Below are 16,937 nucleotides of genomic sequence, written 5' to 3'. Positions count from 1 at the left end.
GAGGAGGGACGAGGCGAAGGGCCCTTGAACGATGGAGAGTGGGGCAACGAGGGCTGCGGCGCCGGCCCGTGCCGTCCGCCCGGATGCCGCCGCGCCAGTGGCGGCGGCATCGGGGCGAGGCGCCGGTCAGCGCAGGAAGGCGGCGGCGACACCCGCGTCCACCGGGACGTGCAGTCCGGTGGTGTGGGTCAGGTCGCCGCCGGTGAGGGCGAAGACCGCGTTCGCCACGTGCTCGGGCAGCACCTCGCGCTTGAGCAGCGTGCGCTGCGCGTAGTACTCGCCCAGCTTCTCCTCCGCCACGCCGTACACGGCGGCCCGCTTGGCGCCCCAGCCGCCGGCGAAGATGCCGGAGCCGCGCACGACTCCGTCGGGGTTGACGCCGTTGACGCGGATGCCGTGCTCGCCGAGCTCGGCCGCCAGCAGCCGCACCTGGTGTGCCTGGTCGGCCTTGGTCGCCCCGTAGGCGATGTTGTTGGGGCCCGCGAAGACGCCGTTCTTGGAAGCGATGTAGACGATGTCGCCGCCGATCTTCTGCGCGGTCATCACCCGGGCGGCCTCGCGGGAGACCAGGAAGGAGCCCCGGGCCATGATGTCGTGCTGGAGGTCCCAGTCCTTGGCCGTGGTCTCCAGCAGCGGCTTGGAGATGGAGATGCCGGCGTTGTTGACGACGAGGTCGACGCCTCCGAAGGCGAGTACGGCCTCGGCGAACGCGGCGGCGATCTGTTCCTCGCTGGTGACGTCCACGGTCACGGCCACGGCACGGTCCGGCCCGCCCAGTTCCTCGGCGACGGCCGCCGCCCCCGTGGCGTCGAGGTCGGCCACCACGACGCAGGCGCCCTCGGCGACGAGCCGGTGGGCGATGGCCCTGCCGATGCCGGAGCCGGCTCCCGTGACGAGGGCGACCCGGGTGGCCAGCGGCTTGGGCGCGGGCATCCGCCGCAGCTTGGCCTCCTCCAGCTCCCAGTACTCGATGCGGAACTTCTCCGACTCCTCGATGGGGCTGTAGGAGGAGACGGCCTCGGCGCCGTGCATCACGTTGATCGCGTTGACGTAGAACTCGCCGGCGACCCGGGCGGTCTGCTTGTCCTTGCCGAAGGAGAACATGCCCACCCCCGGCACCAGGACGATCGCGGGGTCGGCGCCGCGCATGGCCGGCGAGCCGGGCACGGCGTGCCGCTCGTAGTACGCCCGGTACTCGGCTCGGTACTCGGCGTGCAGCTCGGTGAGCCGGGCGATCGCCTGCTCCAGCGGCGCCCCGGGCGGCAGGTCCAGGACCAGTGGCCGGACCTTGGTGCGCAGGAAGTGGTCGGGGCAGGAGGTGCCCAGGGCCGCGAGACGCTGGTGCTCCGTGCGGGAGAGGAAGTCCAGCACCGTCTCGGAGTCCGTGAAGTGGCCGACCTGCGGCCGGTCGGCGGAGGCGATCGCGCGGACGTACGGGGCGAGCGCGGCGGCACGGGCGCGCCGCTCCTCGCCGGGCAGCGGCGCGTAGCCGTCCCGCACCGGGCCGAACGGCTCCGGGCGGCCCTTCTCGGCGAGGAACGCCTCGGCGGTGCGGATGATGTACAGCGAGTTGGCCTCGCACTCCTCGGAGGTGGCGCCCCACGCGGTGACGCCGTGGCCCCCGAGGACGCAGCCGACCGCCCGCGGGTTGGCCTCCTTGATCGCGGCGATGTCCAGACCGAGCTGGAATCCGGGCCGCCGCCACGGCACCCACACGACCTTGTCGCCGAAGCACTCGGCGGTCAGCTTCTCGCCGTCGGCCGCGCAGGCCAGCGCGATACCGGAGTCGGGGTGCAGATGGTCCACGTGGGCCGCGTCGACCAGTCCGTGCATGGCGGTGTCGATGGACGGCGCGGCACCGCCCTTGCCGTGCAGGCAGTAGTCGAACGCGGCGACCATCTCGTCCTCGCGCTCGACACCCGGGTAGACGTCCTTCAGCGCGTGCAGCCGGTCCAGGCGCAGCGCGGCCAGTCCTTCGGCCTTCAGCGTGCCCAGGTCGCCGCCGGAGCCCTTGACCCACAGCAGTTCCAGCTCGCCGCCGGTGACGGGGTCGGTGGCGGTGCCCTTGGCGGACGTGTTCCCGCCCGCGTAGTTGGTGTTGCGCGGGTCCGAGCCCAGCCGGTGCGAGCGCGCCAGGAGCCCGGCGACTTGGGGATGGATGGCGGAGGCCATGATGATCTTTCCTTCGGGATGGGTTGACGACGGAGGAGGCCCGAGCCGGGCGGCGCCCCGGAGCGGCGGTTCGGGGGTGTCGGTCGGATCAGGCCCGCTCCGGGCAACGGTGCCCAGCGACTGACCCGAACGGGGTCCGGTGCGTGCGGCTGCAAGGCGGAGGAGGGCGGCAGGGCGGATCCGGGCGGAGTCCTGGCAACCGACGACGACGCCGCAGACGCGCGTGCCGGACCCCCCGACCCCGGCAGGATGCGAACGGCACCCCCTAGGCGCCCCAGCCGGCCTGCTCGCCGCCCACGCGTTCGGCGACGATCCGCTCCTGCCAGCCACCGGCGCGGTAGGCGGCGACCGGGTCCGGGTCCAGGCCCTTCTCCTCACGGATCTCGGCCAGCAGCGGCCGCACGTCGGTGTTGTACGCGTCCATCAGGACGGCGTTGGCCGCCAGGACGTCGCCCTCCCGCTGGGCGGCGGCCAGCGCCTCGTCGTCGATCAGCAGCGCCTTGGCGGTGGCTTCCTGCACGTTCATCACCGAACGGATGATCGCCGGGATCTTCGCCTCGATGTTGTGGCACTGGTCGAGCATGAAGGCCACGCCTGCGGCGGGGTCCAGGCCGCCGTTCTTGATGACCTCATGGAGGATCCGGAAGAGCTGGAAGGGGTCGGCGGCGCCGACCATCAGGTCGTCGTCGGCGTAGAAGCGGGAGTTGAAGTCGAATCCGCCGAGCTTCGCCTCACGGAGCAGGACGGCCACGATGAACTCGATGTTGGTGCCCGGCGCGTGATGGCCGGTGTCCACGACGACCCGGGCCTTGTCACCGAGCTTCAGGCAGTGCGCGTAGGCGGTGCCCCAGTCCGGGACGTCGGTCGTGTAGAACGCCGGCTCGAAGAACTTGTACTCCAGGAGCATCCGCTGGTCCTCGCCCAGGCGCTCGTAGACGGCCTGGAGGGCCTCGGCGAGCCGGTCCTGACGTGCCGCGATGTCGTCCTGGCCGGGGTAGTTGGTGCCGTCGGCGAACCACAGTTTCAGGTCGCGGGAGCCGGTGGCGTCCATGATGTCGACGCACTCCAGCAGGTGGGCGAGCGCCTTGCGCCGCACGGCGGCGTCGGGATGGCAGACACTGCCCAGCCTGTAGTCGTCGTCCTGGAAGACGTTGGAGTTGATGGTGCCCAGTTCCAGGCCCCGCTCCTTCGCGTACGCGGCCAGCGCCGCGTAGTCGTCGGCCTTGTCCCAGGGGATGTGCAGCGCCACCCGGGGGGTGACGCCGGTGAACTCGTGCACCTTGGCCGCGTCGTCCAGCTTCTCGCGCGGTGTCCGCGGCACGCCGGGCTGCGCGAACACCTTGAAACGCGTTCCGGAGTTGCCGTAGCCCCAGGAAGGCGTCTCGACCCGCTGGTCGGCGAGTGCGGTTCTCACGGCAGTGATGTCAGGCATGTCCACCTCTGGATGCGCAAGCTGCCCCGTCGTGGGGACTTGAGAAACCTGCTCGTATGAATCGATTCAGTCTGCGCCGAAACTAACCCGTGACACAGGACCCGTCAAGGGTCACGACAGCGCTCAGCCCATATGTCGCCTGCTCCCTCGACTTCAAATCCGGGCGACCGCATACGCCTCGGACCCTTGACTGCCCGGACGGGCTGAAGCTAGCTTCCCCGCAACCCCATTGAAACATTTCACAGCGGGGTTTCCGCTCGGCCCACGTACTGGGGAGAACTCATGACTCGTCCCGAACCGGAGACCACCGCGGTGCTCGCCCTGGAGGGAGTGAGCAAGTCCTTCGGTGCCGTCCGAGCGCTGCGTGATGTCTCGCTGCGGCTGTACGCGGGCGAGGCCCATGCCCTGGCGGGGGAGAACGGCGCCGGCAAGTCCACCCTGATCAAGACACTCGCGGGCGTGCACCGTCCGGACACCGGAAGGGTCCTCCTGGACGGCGAGCCGGTGGCCTTCCACGGCCCGGCGGACGCCCGGGACGCGGGAATCGCCGTGATCTACCAGGAGCCGACGCTCTTCCCCGACCTGTCCGTCGCGGAGAACATCTTCATCGGGCGGCAACCGCGGCGTTCCCTGGGCAGGGTGGATCACCGCACGGTCACGTCGGCCGCCGCCGGACTCTTCGCCCGCCTCGGTGTCGCCCTCGACCCGGCGCAGCCGGCCCGCGGTCTCTCCATCGCCGACCAGCAGCTGGTGGAGATCGCCAAGGCCCTGTCCTTCGACGCCCGCGTGCTGATCATGGACGAGCCGACGGCGGCGCTCACCGGCAGCGAGGTGGCCCGGTTGTTCGGCGTGGTCAGGACGCTGCGCGAGCAGGGGGCGGCGGTGCTCTTCATCTCGCACCGGCTGGAGGAGATCTTCGAGCTGTGCCGGCGGGTCACCACCCTTCGGGACGGTGCCTGGATCGCCAGTGAGCCCCTCTCCGAGCTGGACGAGGACGGCCTGGTGCGCCGCATGGTCGGCCGTGATCTGGCGGAGCTCTATCCCAAGCAGAAGACCCGGATCGGCGAGGTCGCCCTCAGCGTGCGCCGGCTGACCCGCGAAGGCGTGTTCACCGACGTCTCCTTCGACGTCCGGCGCGGCGAGATCCTCGGCCTCGCCGGTCTGGTCGGGGCGGGCCGCAGCGAAGTGGCCCGGGCGGTCTTCGGCGTCGACCGGTTCGACGGCGGTGAGGTCGAGGTGCTCGGCCGGAAGCTTCCGCCGGGAGCCCCGAGCCTGGCCATGGCCGCCGGTCTCGCCCTGGTGCCCGAGGACCGCCGCGCCCAGGGCCTGGTGATGGACATGTCCATCGAGCGGAACATCGGGCTCACCGGCTTCGCGGCCACCTCCCGTGCCGGGTTGATGAACCGGCGGGCCGAGCGCAGCCGTGCCGTGGACTGGGCGACGAGACTCCAGGTGAAGTACGCGCGCCTGGCCGATGTCGTGGGGACGCTCTCGGGCGGCAACCAGCAGAAGGTCGTCCTGGCCAAATGGCTCGCCACCTCCCCCCAGGTGCTGATCGTGGACGAGCCGACCCGCGGTATCGACGTGGGGACGAAGGCGGAGGTGCACCGCCTGCTGTCCTCGCTCGCCGCCGACGGGGTGGCGGTGCTGATGATCTCGTCCGACCTGCCGGAGATCCTCGGCATGGCCGACCGGGTCCTGGTGATGCACGAGGGCCGGCTGACCGCGGAGATCCCCCGGGCGGAAGCGACCGAGGAGAGCGTGATGGCAGCCGCGACCGGCCGCACCGACCGAGGGAGGAAGGCGGCATGACCACGACCGTCGAGCCCGTGCGGCCGGAGGTCGCACCCGAGTCCGCCGCCGCGCGGCGGCTCATGGACAGGATGTTCAAGGCCCGCGAACTGGCCGTGATCGCCGTGCTGGTGGTGATGCTCGGCGCGACCCAGCTGTCCAACTCGCAGTTCCTGTCGGAGCAGGGCATCAGGGACCTGCTGCTGAACGCAACCATTCTCGTACTGGTCGCGATCGGCCAGGCGATGGTGGTGATCACCCGCAACGTCGACCTGTCGGTCGGCTCCGTGCTGGGCGTCTCCGCCTTCGCCACGGGGCTCCACCTCAAGGACGGCGGCCACCCGCTCGTCGCCGTCCTGCTGGCCGTGGGGGTCGGCGCGCTGTTCGGCGTGGTCAACGGCGCACTGGTGAGTCTGGGCAAGGTGCCGGCGCTGGTGGTGACCCTGGGCACCCTCTACATCATCCGCGGCGTCGACTCGATCTGGGTCGGCTCCCGGCAGATCACGGCGAGTGCCCTGCCCGACGGCTTCGTGGACTTCGGCAGTGACGGCATCCGGGTGGTGCCCTACCTCGCGCTGCTCACCGTGGCCGTGCTGGTCGTCGTGGCCTACTACCTCCGCAACTACCGCGGCGGACGGGACATGTACGCACTGGGGTCCAACCCGGAGGCCGCCCGGCTCGCCGGCGTCCCGGTCCGGGCCCGCGTCATGACGGCCTACGTGGTCTGCGGGGCGCTCGCCGGACTCGCCGGTGCCCTGTACCTCGCCAGGTTCGGCAACGTCGACTCCAACACCGGCAACGGGTACGAACTCGTCGTGGTGAGCGCCGTGGTCGTCGGCGGCGTCGCCTTCACCGGCGGATCGGGCACCGTGTACGGTGCCGCGCTCGGTGCCGTGCTGCTGACCTCCATCAACGGGGTGCTCCCCGCCCTCGGCGTGAGTTCGGTCTGGGTCACCGCCATCAACGGCTTCCTGCTGCTGCTCGCCATCGCCGTCGACCGGGTGCTGGCGCTCAGAGTCTCCGGAGCCCTGCGCAAGAAGGCCGCACAGTCGAGGAGCGCCCGTCATGCCTGACACCACCGTCAAGTCCCCCGTGCTCTCCCGCCTCGGCGGCGCGGTGCGCTGGGACACCTCGGTCGGCGTTCTGCTGGTCGTCCTGCTGATCTGTTCGTTCTCCTTCGTGGAGAACTTCGGCAACGCCCTGAACGTGTCGTTCCTCATCGGCAACACCCTGCCCATCGCCCTGATCGCCCTGCCGATGGCGATGCTCGTGGTCTGTGGCGAGGTGGACCTCTCGGTGGCCTCCACGGCCGGTCTCTCCAGTGCCGTGATGGGCGCGCTGTGGAACGCCGGCATGGCGATCGAGACGATCATCCCGCTCTGCGTTCTGCTCGGCGTGGTGTGCGGACTGGTCAACGGCCTGCTCGTCACCCGGCTCGGGCTGCCCTCGCTGGCCGTCACCATCGGCACACTCGGCGCCTACCGGGGCATCGCGCAGATCGTGCTCGGTTCCGACTCCGTGACCGACTTCCCGGCCCCGTACCTGGACTTCGGGGCCGGCCGGTTCGGGGACACGTTCCTCCCGTACGCCGTCGTCCCCTTCGTCGTCCTGCTGGCGATCGCCGTCGTCGTGCTGCACGCCACGCGCTTCGGCCGTTCGCTGTTCGCCATCGGTGCCTCCGAGGAGGCGGCCCGCTTCGCCGGGGTCCGGGTCAAGCGGCTCAAGCTGGCCATGTTCGTGTCCACGGGGGTGATCTCCGCGCTGACCGGCGTCTTCTGGACGCTGCACTACGCCAGCGCCCGCTACGACAACGCCACCGGACTGGAACTGTCCGTGATCGCCGCGGTGCTGCTGGGCGGCATCGACTTCGACGGCGGCAAGGGCACACTCGGCGGCGCCGTCGCCGGTGTGTTCCTGCTCGGCACGATGCAGAACGTCATGAGTCTGCTGAACGTCACCGCCCAGTCCCAGACCGTGGCGACCGGGGTCCTCCTGGTGCTCTCCGTTCTGGCGCCGCGGATCGGCCGCCGGATCGCCCAGGCCCGGGCCAGGGGGAGAACGGCCGCTCCCCCACCGCTGCCGGCTCCTTCCCCGTAGTCCGCCCTCACCGGCTCCTTCCCGCCCTCCCGGCCGGCCCGCCAGGCCGGGAGGTCCCCCGCCCCTCCCTCCCGCACAGGCAAAGGACCTTCCCATGTTCGGAAGCACCGCCCGATCACGTCGCCTGACCCTCGCCCTCGCCAGTGCCACCGCCCTCGCTCTCGGCGCCACCGCCTGCGGCGGCACCACCAAGGACGACGCGTCCAAGGACGGGGACGGCAGCGCGGCAGTCGGCAAGGCCGACCCCGGCGCGGAGACCAAGAAGGGCCTCACCGTCGCCTTCCTGCCCAAGCAGGTCAACAACCCCTACTTCACCACCGCGGACAAGGGTGGCGAGGAGGCGCTCAAGGAACTGGGCTCCACCTTCAAGGAGGTCGGCACCAGCAGCGGCACCGACACCGCCGGACAGGTCAGCTACGTCAACACCCTCACCCAGCAGCAGGTCGACGCCATGGCCGTCTCGGCGCAGGACCCCGGCGCCCTGTGCACCGCCCTCAAGCAGGCCATGCGCAACGGCGTCAGTGTCGTCACCTACGACTCCGACACCAACAAGGACTGCCGCCAGGTGTTCGTCTCCCCGGCGTCCGCCGAAGACCTCGGGCGCACCCAGGTCGAGCTGCTGGCCGAGCAGATCGGCGGCAAGGGCGAGATCGCGATCCTGTCCGCGGCGCAGACCGCGACGAACCAGAACGCCTGGATCGACGTGATGAAGGAGGAGCTGAAGAAGCCCGCCTACAAGGACATCAAGCTCGTGAAGACGGTCTACGGGGACGACGACGCCCAGAAGTCCTTCCAGCAGACCCAGGGCCTGTTGCAGGAGTACCCGGACCTGAAGGGCATCATCTCCCCCACCACGGTCGGCATCAAGGCCGCCGCCCAGTACCTGTCCGGTTCCAAGTACAAGGGCAAGGTCGAGCTCACGGGTCTCGGCACCCCGAACGACATGCGCGCCTACGTCAAGAACGGCACCGTCGAGCAGTTCGAGCTGTGGGAGCCGGCCAAACTCGGCGCACTCGCCGCCCACGCCGCGGTCGCCCTGGAATCCGGCCAGATCACCGGCAAGGAGGGCGAGACCTTCGCCGCCGGCGACCTCGGCACCATGACCATCGGTGCGGACGGTGTCGTCTCGCCGGGTGAGCCGACGGTCTTCGACAAGAACAACATCGACGAGTACGACTTCTGATCCGTCCATCAGTCGTGGACCCCGGTGATCGCCGGGGCCCCACGCTCGGCAGCAGGGTGATCCGATGCAACGCGTCTGTTTCCTTCTCAAGGTCCGCTCCGAGAGGGCCGCCGAATACCGCGAGCGCCACAGGGACGTGTGGGCCGACATGCTCGCCGCGCTCAGTGAGGCCGGCTGGCGCAACTACTCCCTCTTCCTGCGGGAGGACGGCCTGCTCGTCGGCTACCTCGAGACCGACGACTTCGAGGCGGCCCGGGCGGCCATGGACGCCACCGAGGTGAACGCGCGCTGGCAGGCCGAGATGGCGGACTTCTTCGAGGAACTGGACGGGCGGGCCCCCGACGCCTCCATGCGCCCCCTCACCGAGGTCTTCCACCTGGCGTGAACCGGAGCACCGGCTTCGTAGGATGAACGCTTCCCCGGACCGGCTCGATGGGCGGGGTCAGAACAGCGGGAGGCACACATGACGCACCCGACGCCTCCGGTCGGCATCAAGGACGTGGCTCGGGAGGCCGGTGTCTCCGTGGGCACGGTATCCAACGTGCTCAACCGGCCCGGCCGCGTCTCGCAGCGGACGCGCCGTCATGTGGAGCAGGTGATCGCACGCCTGGGTTACGTGCGCAGTGAGTCCGCCCGGCAGCTGCGGGCGGGCCACAGCCGCGTCCTGGCGCTGCTCGTCCTCGACATGGGCAACCCGTTCTTCGTCGACCTGGCCCAGGGTGCGGAGCGCACGGCGCGGGAGGCGGGACTCGCCGTCGCCCTGTGCGACAGCGCGCAGAGCGCCCGGAAGGAGGCGGAGTACCTCGAACTCTTCGCCGAACAGCGGGTCCGCGGGGTGCTGGTCACCCCCGCCGACCCGAGTGGGCGCAGCCTGGGCGAGTTCCGCCGGCACGGCATTCCCTACGTCCTCGTGGACCGGGTGGCCGGCGACGCGGGCGGCTGCTCCGTCTCGGTCGACGACGTCACCGGTGGCGCCCTGGCGATCCGCCACCTCACCGGTGCCGGACACAGCTCCATCGCCTACGTCAGCGGCCCGCCCCACCTGCGGCAGGTGCGGGACCGCCGGACCGGGGCACTGGAGGCCGTCGCCCAGGCCGGCCTGTCTCCCGCGGCGCTGCGGGAGATCCCCACCGAGCGCCTCGACGTGTCCGCCGGCCGTGACGCCGGCGCCAGACTGCTGGGTCTGGCGGAACGGCCCACCGCCGTCTTCTGCGCCAACGACCTGCTGGCCCTCGGGATGCTCCAGTTCATGTACACGGCCGGGGTCAAGGTCCCCGACGACCTTGCCATCGTCGGGTACGACGACATCGAGTTCGCCGCCGCGGCGACCGTACCGCTGACCTCCGTGCGCCAGCCCGCACGCGTCATGGGGGCCATGGCCGCCGATCTGCTCCTCCAGGAAACCGGTGACCGGGCGGCCGAGCACCGTCACGAGCACGTGGTTCTCCAGCCCGAGCTGGTCGTCCGCGGCTCCAGCCTCCCCCGGCGCTGAGAACCTCCGGGCCGGTGTTCGGACCACCCGCATACCGATCCCGTGAGCGCGGTACACGCGGGTGTCGTCGCTCCACAGCGTCGCCTCGGCGGTGGCCCATCGGCTTCGCGCGTCCTCACCGATGGCCAGGATCTCCATGTCCACTCCGATCAAGCGGGTCTGCGGGACGATCTGGCGTGGGTCTGGCCTTCTTCGGCGACCGGGCCGAGGTCTCCTTCCTGGGCGATTCCGCGCTGCCTCTTGGTGAGCAATTGCCCGACCTGTGGACGGATGCCGTGGAGCAACTCGGGCGGAGTCTCGCCCCGCCGGACTGACGGCACGACGGAGGAGCCGGGAAGCCGACGGTCACCGGCGGCCGGCCGATCGGTGCCGGTCACCACCTCGGCGCCCTGTCCCCCCGTATGTCTCGTCCGTCTCGTGTCTCGTCCGTCTCGTCGGCCCGACGCGTAACGTTCGGCCGCATGGAAGCGCAGCCGCACCCCCAGTCCCCGCCCGGCACCACCAGCCGGCGCCGGGCCCGAGATCTCGGCATCGTGACCCGACCGGCCGGCACCGGGCCCTTCGACGCGATCACCGATGTGCCGGGTGTCCGCGTCGGACACACCACCGTCCGCCGGCAGCCCGACGTGCACAGCGGAGTCACCGCCGTCGTACCCGACCTCGCCGGCCCTCGGACACCCCTGCCTGCGGGGGTCTTCACCGGCAACGGTTACGGCAAACTCATCGGGACCACCCAGATCACCGAACTCGGCACGCTGGAGACCCCGGTCCTGCTCACCTCCACCCTGTCCGCTTTCCGCGTCGCCGACGCCCTCGTCGGCTGGGTGCTCGAGCGGCCGGGATGCGAGGAGGTGCGGAGCCTCAACCCCGTGGTGGGTGAGTGCAACGACGGCCTGCTGTCCGACATCCGTGCACGACCCGTGCACGAGGAGCACGTGCGGGCGGCCCTCGACACGGCGTCCGGCGGACCGGTGGCGGAGGGGTGCGTCGGCGCGGGGACCGGCACCGTCGCGCTGGGTTTCAAGGCCGGCATCGGGACCGCCTCACGCACCCCCGCCCTGGCGGGCCGGTCCTTCACCGCCGGGGTCCTGGTACAGGCGAACTTCGGCGGCACGTTGCGGGTGCTCGGCCGCACACTGACTCCGCGATCCTTGGGCGTGGGAGCCGACGGTGCGTCGCCGGCCGCGGACACCGGCTCGTGCATGATCGTGGTGGCCACGGACGCCCCTCTCGACGCCCGGCAGCTCACCCGTGTCGCACGGCGCGCGGTGTTCGCCCTGGCCCGCACGGGCGCGGCCTACAGCCATGGGAGCGGCGACTACGCCATCGCCTTCTCCACGCGACCGGACGGCGCCCCCGTGGCGGATGCCGAACTCGGCCCGCTGTTCGAGTCCGTCCTGGACGGGGTCGAGGAAGCGGTGCTCAATTCCCTGCTCGCGGCGACCACGACCACGGGCTTCGGCGGCCGGACCGTACCCGCGCTGTCGGCCGACCTCCTGCTCGACACACTCGCAGCACCTCCCCAGCCGACGACACGCCCGGCGTCACGCTGACGCGTTCTCCGGCTCGCTCGGCGCACTCGCGGGGCGACCCCGTCGGCGGCTGTCACCGCCGAACGAGAACGGCGTCACATGGAGGATGTGTATCATTCACATGATATGCACCATGCGCACCCAGAACTCGGTGTGGCCCCTCCCATTCAGTGGTCATGAGCGATGGCGAGCGGGAAACGACGGCGGGACAGGACCAGGACATGAGCGAGCAAGAGCGCCGGCTGATTGATCTGGAGCGGGAACTGACGCTGCTGTCCCGGCACTTCGTCGCTTCGCGCGGCCCCCGCATCGGTCAGAGCCTGGAACGCTCGGCCTATGTGCTGCTGACACGGCTGGAGACCGGTGAACCGCTCACCCTCAAGGAGCTGGCGCACACCTTCCAGGTGGATGTCTCCACCATCAACCGGCAGGTCAGCGCCATGCTCCGCAACGGCCTCGTCGAGCGGATCCCCGACCCCGACGGGGGCATGGCACGCAAGTTCCGGCCCACCGCGCTCGGTCTGGAGCGCCTGCGGGCCGATCGGGCCGTCAGCCGCGCGGGGACCGCGCGGCTCGTCGAGGCGTCCGGATGGGCGGGCGATCAGACCCAGCAGTTCCTCGACCTGCTGATCGAGCTCAACCAGGGCATCGAGCATCTGGAGGGACTCGCGTGGTCCCGCACCGGCACGGGCGCAGGCACCGATAGCGGCACTCAGTCCTCCTCGGCCGACAAGTGACCCCTCGGTCCGGCTTCAGGGCGCTGAAACCACGGTGAAACCGCGCTGAACGCGCGCTGCCGCACCATCTGCGGCATGACGACACGGACATCGCACACACTCGCCATCGCGGCCAGGGGGCTGCGCAAGGCCTACGGCGACAAGACGGTCCTCGACGGCATTGACGTGCGGGTACCGGCCGGCACCGTCTTCTCCTTGCTCGGACCGAACGGGGCCGGCAAGACCACCGCCGTCAAGATCCTCTCCACCCTCATCACCGCCGACGGCGGACAGGCCCAGGTCGCCGGCAACGACCTCGCCGCCACCCCCCAGGCCGTACGCGCCGCGATCGGCGTCACCGGGCAGTTCTCCGCCGTCGACGGACTGATCACCGGCGAGGAGAACATGCTCCTCATGGCCGACCTGCACCACCTGCCCAAGCAGGAGGGACAACGGGTCACCGCCGAACTACTGGAGCGCTTCGACCTGGTGGAAGACAACGGCGCCGCGTCACACCCTTGACACGGTCACGACGATCGCTTGTATGGTCTAGTCCAACAGAACTCGCCGCTCCGTTTACGGAGTTGACCCCTGCCGGGGCTCGTACTCCTCTGCCAGGACGGCGAGTGCGCGTCACCTTCGCGCCTCTTGGCCCCACCCACGAGAGGTCGTACTCGGCGCGTGCGGTCACCCCCCACACATGACCGCTCGTGCCGTGGGACGGCCCGATGTGAAGGAGTTCCGTATGCACACCCACCGGAAGACGGCTGCCCTGATCGGCGCGGCCCTCGCTCCCGTCATCGCCGTCAGCCTCCCCGCCGCCTCGGCGAGCGCGCACGGCTACATCTCCGATCCGCCCAGTCGCCAGGCCCAGTGCGCCGCGGGCACCGTGTCCTGCGGGGACATCACCTACGAACCCCAGAGTGTCGAAGGCCCCAAAGGCCTCACCAGTTGCAGCGGCGGCAACAGCCGCTTCTCGGAGCTGGACGACGACGGCAAGGGCTGGGCCGTCACACCGGTGCCGAAGAACACCACGTTCTCGTGGCGGCTCACCGCGCAGCACGCCACCAGCACCTGGGAGTACTACGTCGGTGGTCAGCGCATCGCGCTGTTCGACGACGGTGGTGCCAAGCCGGGTGAAGTGGTGAACCACCAGGTCGACTTCGGTGGCCTGTCCGGCCGGCAGAAGGTACTCGCCGTCTGGAACGTCGCCGACACCGACAACGCCTTCTACGCCTGTATCGACGTCAAGGTCGGCGGCTGACGGACGAGCGCGGACGGGGAGCGACCGTCCTGCCCCCTGGGCACCCGCGGCCGCTCCCCCTCCCCCTCCGGCACACGCCGCATCTCCCACCGACCAGGAGTCGACCTCATGCGACCCCGCAAACTCGCGTTGTCGGCCGCCGCGGCCGAATTCGTGGTCAGCGAGGCCCAGTTCGACCAGACGTTCCCCGGCAGGAACTCCTTCTACTCCTACAGCGGACTCACCGCCGCACTCAGCGCCTACCCGGGTTTCACGAACACCGGCAGCGACACGGTGAAGAAGCAGGAGGCCGCCGCCTTCCTCGCCAACGTCAGCCACGAGACCGGCGGACTCGTGCACGTCGTCGAGCAGAACACCGCCAACTACTCGCACTACTGCGACGCCGCCCAGCCCTACGGCTGCCCGGCCGGCAACGACGAGTACCACGGACGCGGGCCCGTCCAGCTCAGCTGGAACTTCAACTACAAGGCCGCCGGGGACGCCCTCGGTATCGACCTGCTCAACAACCCCGACATGGTCCAGAACGACGCGTCCGTGGCCTGGAAGACCGGTCTGTGGTACTGGAACACCCAGTCCGGGCCAGGCACCAGGACTCCGCACGACGCCATGGTCGACGGCGCCGGCTTCGGTGAGACCATCCGCGCCATCAACGGCAGCCTGGAGTGCGGCGGCGGCAACCCCGCTCAGGTGCAGAGCCGGATCGACACGTACCGGCAGTTCGCACAGCTCCTCGGCGTCGAACCCGGCAGCGGCCTCAGCTGCTAGGGACGCGCCACGCACGCTGAGCGGCTCGGGCCTTCGGCACGGACGGTCCGGCCCTAGCCTCTGAGCGCCTGACTGATCTGCCGAGTGGTCTGTGCGGCGACGCCGGGATTGGTGGCGGCGTAGGCGACGTAGGCGTTCAGGCCCGTGGCCAGGGCCCAGCCCCGGCCTCGGGCCCAGGTGGCGTCGTCCACACCGAGCGCGGCGCGGAAGGCGGTTCGAGGCGTGGCCGACATCAGGGTGAAGGCGATGGTCAGGTCGCGGGCCGGGTCGCCGATGCCGAGCCCGCCGAAGTCGATGACCGCGCTGAGACGGCCGTCGGTGGTGAGCAGGTTGCCGGTGTGGAAGTCACCGTGGAACCAGACGGGAGGACGGCCCCACGCCGGGGCGCTGAGCGCCTCGTCCCACAGCTCGGTCATGGCGGCCCTGTCGAACGCGCCGCCGGCCTCCGTGATGGCGGCGCGCGTCGCCTCGTCCCGAGCGGCGAGCGGCTGGACGGTGGGGTCCTCGACGAGGTCCCGGGCCGCGGCGGCGCCCTCGGGCTCGAACCGCTGAAGCGCGATCAGGAAACCGGCCAGTTCGAGGGCGGTCTCGGAGGAGTCGGCCAGTGCGCCGACAGTGGCCACCTCTCCGTCGAGCCAGCGGGTCACCGCCCACGGCCAGGGGTACCCGAGAGCTGGTTCCCCCACCGCCACCGGGACCGGGACGGCCAGGGGCAGGTGCGGGGCGAGCCGGGGCAGCCATGCGAGTTCCTTGCCGGCCTGCCCGATGGCGCCGGCGTGGCGCGGCAGGCGGACCGTCAGCTCCTCGCCCAGCCGGTGTATCACATGGTCCGAGCCGGCCTGTTCGAGCGGCCGCAGGGGCAGCCGCGCCCACTGCGGGAACTGCCCGTCGACCAGGCGTCTGACCAGTGAGGTGTCGATCGAGGGGCGGCCCGGGATGCCCACGGTTGCCAAGGACGACTCCTGGAGTCGGCCCGCTGCGTGCGGCGGGCGGTCGCGCCCATCACAGTGCCTCGCACGCGCCCCTGTCGACCGAATTCCTCCGCCGCTCGCCCCGGGCCGACCAGCGACCAGCCGGTACGGCCGTCAGGTGTCCATGGACTCGGCGAGTGAACGGGGGCGCAGATCGGTCCAGTGGGACTCGACGTACTCCAGGCAGGCGTCCCGGGTGTTCTCCTCGAAGACGGTCGTCCATCCCCCGGGCACCTCCGCGAAGGACGGCCAGAGCGAGTGCTGGCCCTCGTCGTTCACCAGGACGCGAAAACGGCCGTCGGTGTCGTCGAAGGGATTGGTGCTCATACGCGGCGCCTCCCGAAGGCATTAGGTTAGGCTCGCCTAATCACGATTGAGCTTAGCCTTCTCGCTTTCCGCTCCACAAGGAGACGCACATGAGGTCGGGGGAAGACGCCTTCGCCGCCTTCGGACTGTCCGGAGCGCCCGGCACCGAGGCCTTCTGGGCCGCTGCCAGGACCCCCGCGTCGGTTCCCGAAGGTGACGGCTGGACGACCCTGTTCCTGCGGCGCGGGTCCGAGGCGGCGAGCGTCGGCTTCGAGAGCTGGTCGCAGCCGGTGCCCCTGCGACGGTGGGGCGACACGGACTGCTGGTACGCAAAGGTGCGGATGCCGGCGCGGCTGCGGGTCACCTACCGGTTCCTGGTGGGCGACGCGGCGTACGCGGACCCGTTGAACCCGGTCGGTGCGGGCGGTGACCGGTCCATCGCCGCGACCCCGGACGCCCCGGCCCAGCCGCACTGGCCCCTCGTCGGCGCGGGCACCGACGTCGTACTGCCCCTGCCCCGCACCCGGCTCCGCTGGAACAGCGAGCGGCTGGGCGGGCGGCGCACCGTGCGGGTCCACCCGGCGGGCGGCGGTGGACCGGTGGTCCTGCTGCTCGACGGGGACGACTGGCTGTACCTGCACCCGGCGATGGCCGCGTTCGACTCGGCCGTCGCCAGTGGTGCGATGCCCCCGGTCACACTCGTCTTCCTTCCCGCCCGGGACAGGAAGGCCGAGTTCGGGTGCCGGCCCGGACTGTGGGAGGCGGTCCGGGACGAACTGCTGCCGCTGGTGGCGGAGTCCGGCGTGCACGCCGACCGGGACCGGTTGGTGGTCGCCGGGCAGAGCCTGGGCGGGCTGAGCGCGCTGTACGCGGCGCTGGAGTTCCCGGACCTGGTGTCACGCGTCGCCGTGCAGTCCGCGTCGTTGTGGTGGACGCCCGGCGCCGCGGACCTCATGGACCCGCTGGGCGGGCCGGTCGGCGGCGCCCTTGCCGGGCGCCTGCGCGGGCGGCCCGATCTGTCCGCTCTCCGCGTCGCGTTCGACGTGGGGGAACACGAGAGGCGGATGCTTCCCCACTGCGGCCTGGTGGAGGCGCTCGCCGAACAGGCGGGCGCCGCCGTGCGGGTGTCCCGGTCGGCGTCGGACCACGACCGGGCGGGCTGGCGGCACGCCCTGCTCAGGGACGTCGCCTGGGCACTCGGGTAGGGACCTTCCGC

The 16,937-nt window shown here is 70.9% G+C and carries 16 protein-coding genes and 1 pseudogene; 13 read left to right on the top strand and 4 right to left on the bottom strand.

Annotated features, from left to right (window positions below; translation table 11 throughout):
* Nucleotides 1–126: 126 nt before the first annotated feature.
* Together ACH4NX_RS03040 and rhaI are read right to left on the bottom strand one after the other, a co-directional pair.
* Nucleotides 127–2,172, bottom strand: coding sequence for a bifunctional aldolase/short-chain dehydrogenase (locus ACH4NX_RS03040; RefSeq protein ID WP_398127438.1), 2,046 nt, complete (start codon nucleotides 2,170–2,172; stop codon nucleotides 127–129).
* A gap of 265 nt (nucleotides 2,173–2,437) precedes the next feature.
* The gene (rhaI, locus tag ACH4NX_RS03035) at nucleotides 2,438–3,604 is read right to left on the bottom strand and encodes an L-rhamnose isomerase (protein ID WP_351394000.1); all 1,167 of its coding nucleotides are present in this window, start codon (nucleotides 3,602–3,604) and stop codon (nucleotides 2,438–2,440) included.
* Between the two features lie 282 nt (nucleotides 3,605–3,886).
* Here rhaI and ACH4NX_RS03030 point away from each other — a divergent pair, with 282 nt between their 5' ends.
* The 12 genes and pseudogenes from ACH4NX_RS03030 to ACH4NX_RS02975 all read left to right on the top strand — a co-directional run bounded on the left by ACH4NX_RS03030 (nucleotide 3,887) and on the right by ACH4NX_RS02975 (nucleotide 14,444).
* A complete protein-coding gene (locus ACH4NX_RS03030) occupies nucleotides 3,887–5,416 on the top strand; it encodes a sugar ABC transporter ATP-binding protein (protein WP_398127437.1) in 1,530 nt (509 codons plus the stop codon).
* Nucleotides 5,413–6,468, top strand: a complete 1,056-nt coding sequence (locus tag ACH4NX_RS03025; protein WP_398127436.1) for an ABC transporter permease — start codon at nucleotides 5,413–5,415, stop codon at nucleotides 6,466–6,468. The genes ACH4NX_RS03030 and ACH4NX_RS03025 overlap by 4 nt, the downstream gene beginning before the upstream one ends.
* Nucleotides 6,461–7,492 (top strand): ABC transporter permease, encoded by a 1,032-nt coding sequence (locus ACH4NX_RS03020; RefSeq protein ID WP_398127435.1) that lies wholly within the window; start codon nucleotides 6,461–6,463, stop codon nucleotides 7,490–7,492. The genes ACH4NX_RS03025 and ACH4NX_RS03020 overlap by 8 nt, the downstream gene beginning before the upstream one ends.
* Nucleotides 7,493–7,586: 94 nt before the next feature.
* Nucleotides 7,587–8,675, top strand: a complete 1,089-nt coding sequence (gene rhaS / locus ACH4NX_RS03015) for a rhamnose ABC transporter substrate-binding protein (protein WP_351393990.1) — start codon at nucleotides 7,587–7,589, stop codon at nucleotides 8,673–8,675.
* Nucleotides 8,676–8,739: 64 nt separating this feature from the next.
* Nucleotides 8,740–9,060: an L-rhamnose mutarotase gene (locus ACH4NX_RS03010; protein ID WP_351393987.1), complete on the top strand. Its 321-nt coding sequence runs from the start codon at nucleotides 8,740–8,742 to the stop codon at nucleotides 9,058–9,060.
* Nucleotides 9,061–9,138: 78 nt separating this feature from the next.
* Entirely contained in the window at nucleotides 9,139–10,167 is a 1,029-nt protein-coding gene (locus tag ACH4NX_RS03005; protein WP_351393984.1) for a LacI family DNA-binding transcriptional regulator, read from the top strand.
* 176 nt (nucleotides 10,168–10,343) lie between these two features.
* Nucleotides 10,344–10,481, top strand: coding sequence for a hypothetical protein (locus ACH4NX_RS03000; protein ID WP_351393981.1), 138 nt, complete (start codon nucleotides 10,344–10,346; stop codon nucleotides 10,479–10,481).
* A 147-nt stretch (nucleotides 10,482–10,628) separates the two neighbouring features.
* Complete coding sequence (locus tag ACH4NX_RS02995) at nucleotides 10,629–11,720, top strand: P1 family peptidase (protein WP_398127434.1); 1,092 nt, start codon at nucleotides 10,629–10,631, stop codon at nucleotides 11,718–11,720.
* Nucleotides 11,721–11,875: 155 nt separating this feature from the next.
* Nucleotides 11,876–12,436, top strand: a complete 561-nt coding sequence (locus tag ACH4NX_RS02990; RefSeq protein WP_398127433.1) for a MarR family winged helix-turn-helix transcriptional regulator — start codon at nucleotides 11,876–11,878, stop codon at nucleotides 12,434–12,436.
* Between the two features lie 75 nt (nucleotides 12,437–12,511).
* Nucleotides 12,512–12,910 (top strand): annotated as a pseudogene (locus ACH4NX_RS02985) (ATP-binding cassette domain-containing protein); the annotation flags it as partial.
* Nucleotides 12,911–13,160: 250 nt separating this feature from the next.
* Entirely contained in the window at nucleotides 13,161–13,679 is a 519-nt protein-coding gene (locus tag ACH4NX_RS02980) for a lytic polysaccharide monooxygenase auxiliary activity family 9 protein (RefSeq protein ID WP_351393972.1), read from the top strand.
* Between the two features lie 108 nt (nucleotides 13,680–13,787).
* On the top strand, nucleotides 13,788–14,444 hold the full coding sequence (locus tag ACH4NX_RS02975; RefSeq protein ID WP_398127432.1) for a chitinase: 657 nt from the start codon (nucleotides 13,788–13,790) through the stop codon (nucleotides 14,442–14,444).
* Nucleotides 14,445–14,497: 53 nt separating this feature from the next.
* On the opposite strand, the gene ACH4NX_RS02970 is transcribed toward ACH4NX_RS02975, so the two are convergent.
* Nucleotides 14,498–15,397 (bottom strand): aminoglycoside phosphotransferase family protein, encoded by a 900-nt coding sequence (locus ACH4NX_RS02970; RefSeq protein WP_398127431.1) that lies wholly within the window; start codon nucleotides 15,395–15,397, stop codon nucleotides 14,498–14,500.
* A 132-nt stretch (nucleotides 15,398–15,529) separates the two neighbouring features.
* A complete protein-coding gene (locus tag ACH4NX_RS02965) occupies nucleotides 15,530–15,742 on the bottom strand; it encodes an MbtH family protein (protein WP_351393963.1) in 213 nt (70 codons plus the stop codon).
* Between the two features lie 89 nt (nucleotides 15,743–15,831).
* Here ACH4NX_RS02965 and ACH4NX_RS02960 point away from each other — a divergent pair, with 89 nt between their 5' ends.
* Complete coding sequence (locus tag ACH4NX_RS02960; protein WP_351393961.1) at nucleotides 15,832–16,926, top strand: alpha/beta hydrolase-fold protein; 1,095 nt, start codon at nucleotides 15,832–15,834, stop codon at nucleotides 16,924–16,926.
* The last annotated feature ends 11 nt before the right edge of the window (nucleotides 16,927–16,937 follow it).

Origin of the sequence: Streptomyces sp. NPDC017225 (assembly GCF_044331465.1) — a bacterium.
Taxonomy (GTDB): Bacteria; Actinomycetota; Actinomycetes; order Streptomycetales; family Streptomycetaceae; genus Streptomyces.
The sequence above is the reverse complement of the archived record's forward strand: the minus strand, read 5'-3'. Positions and strand labels throughout refer to the sequence as shown.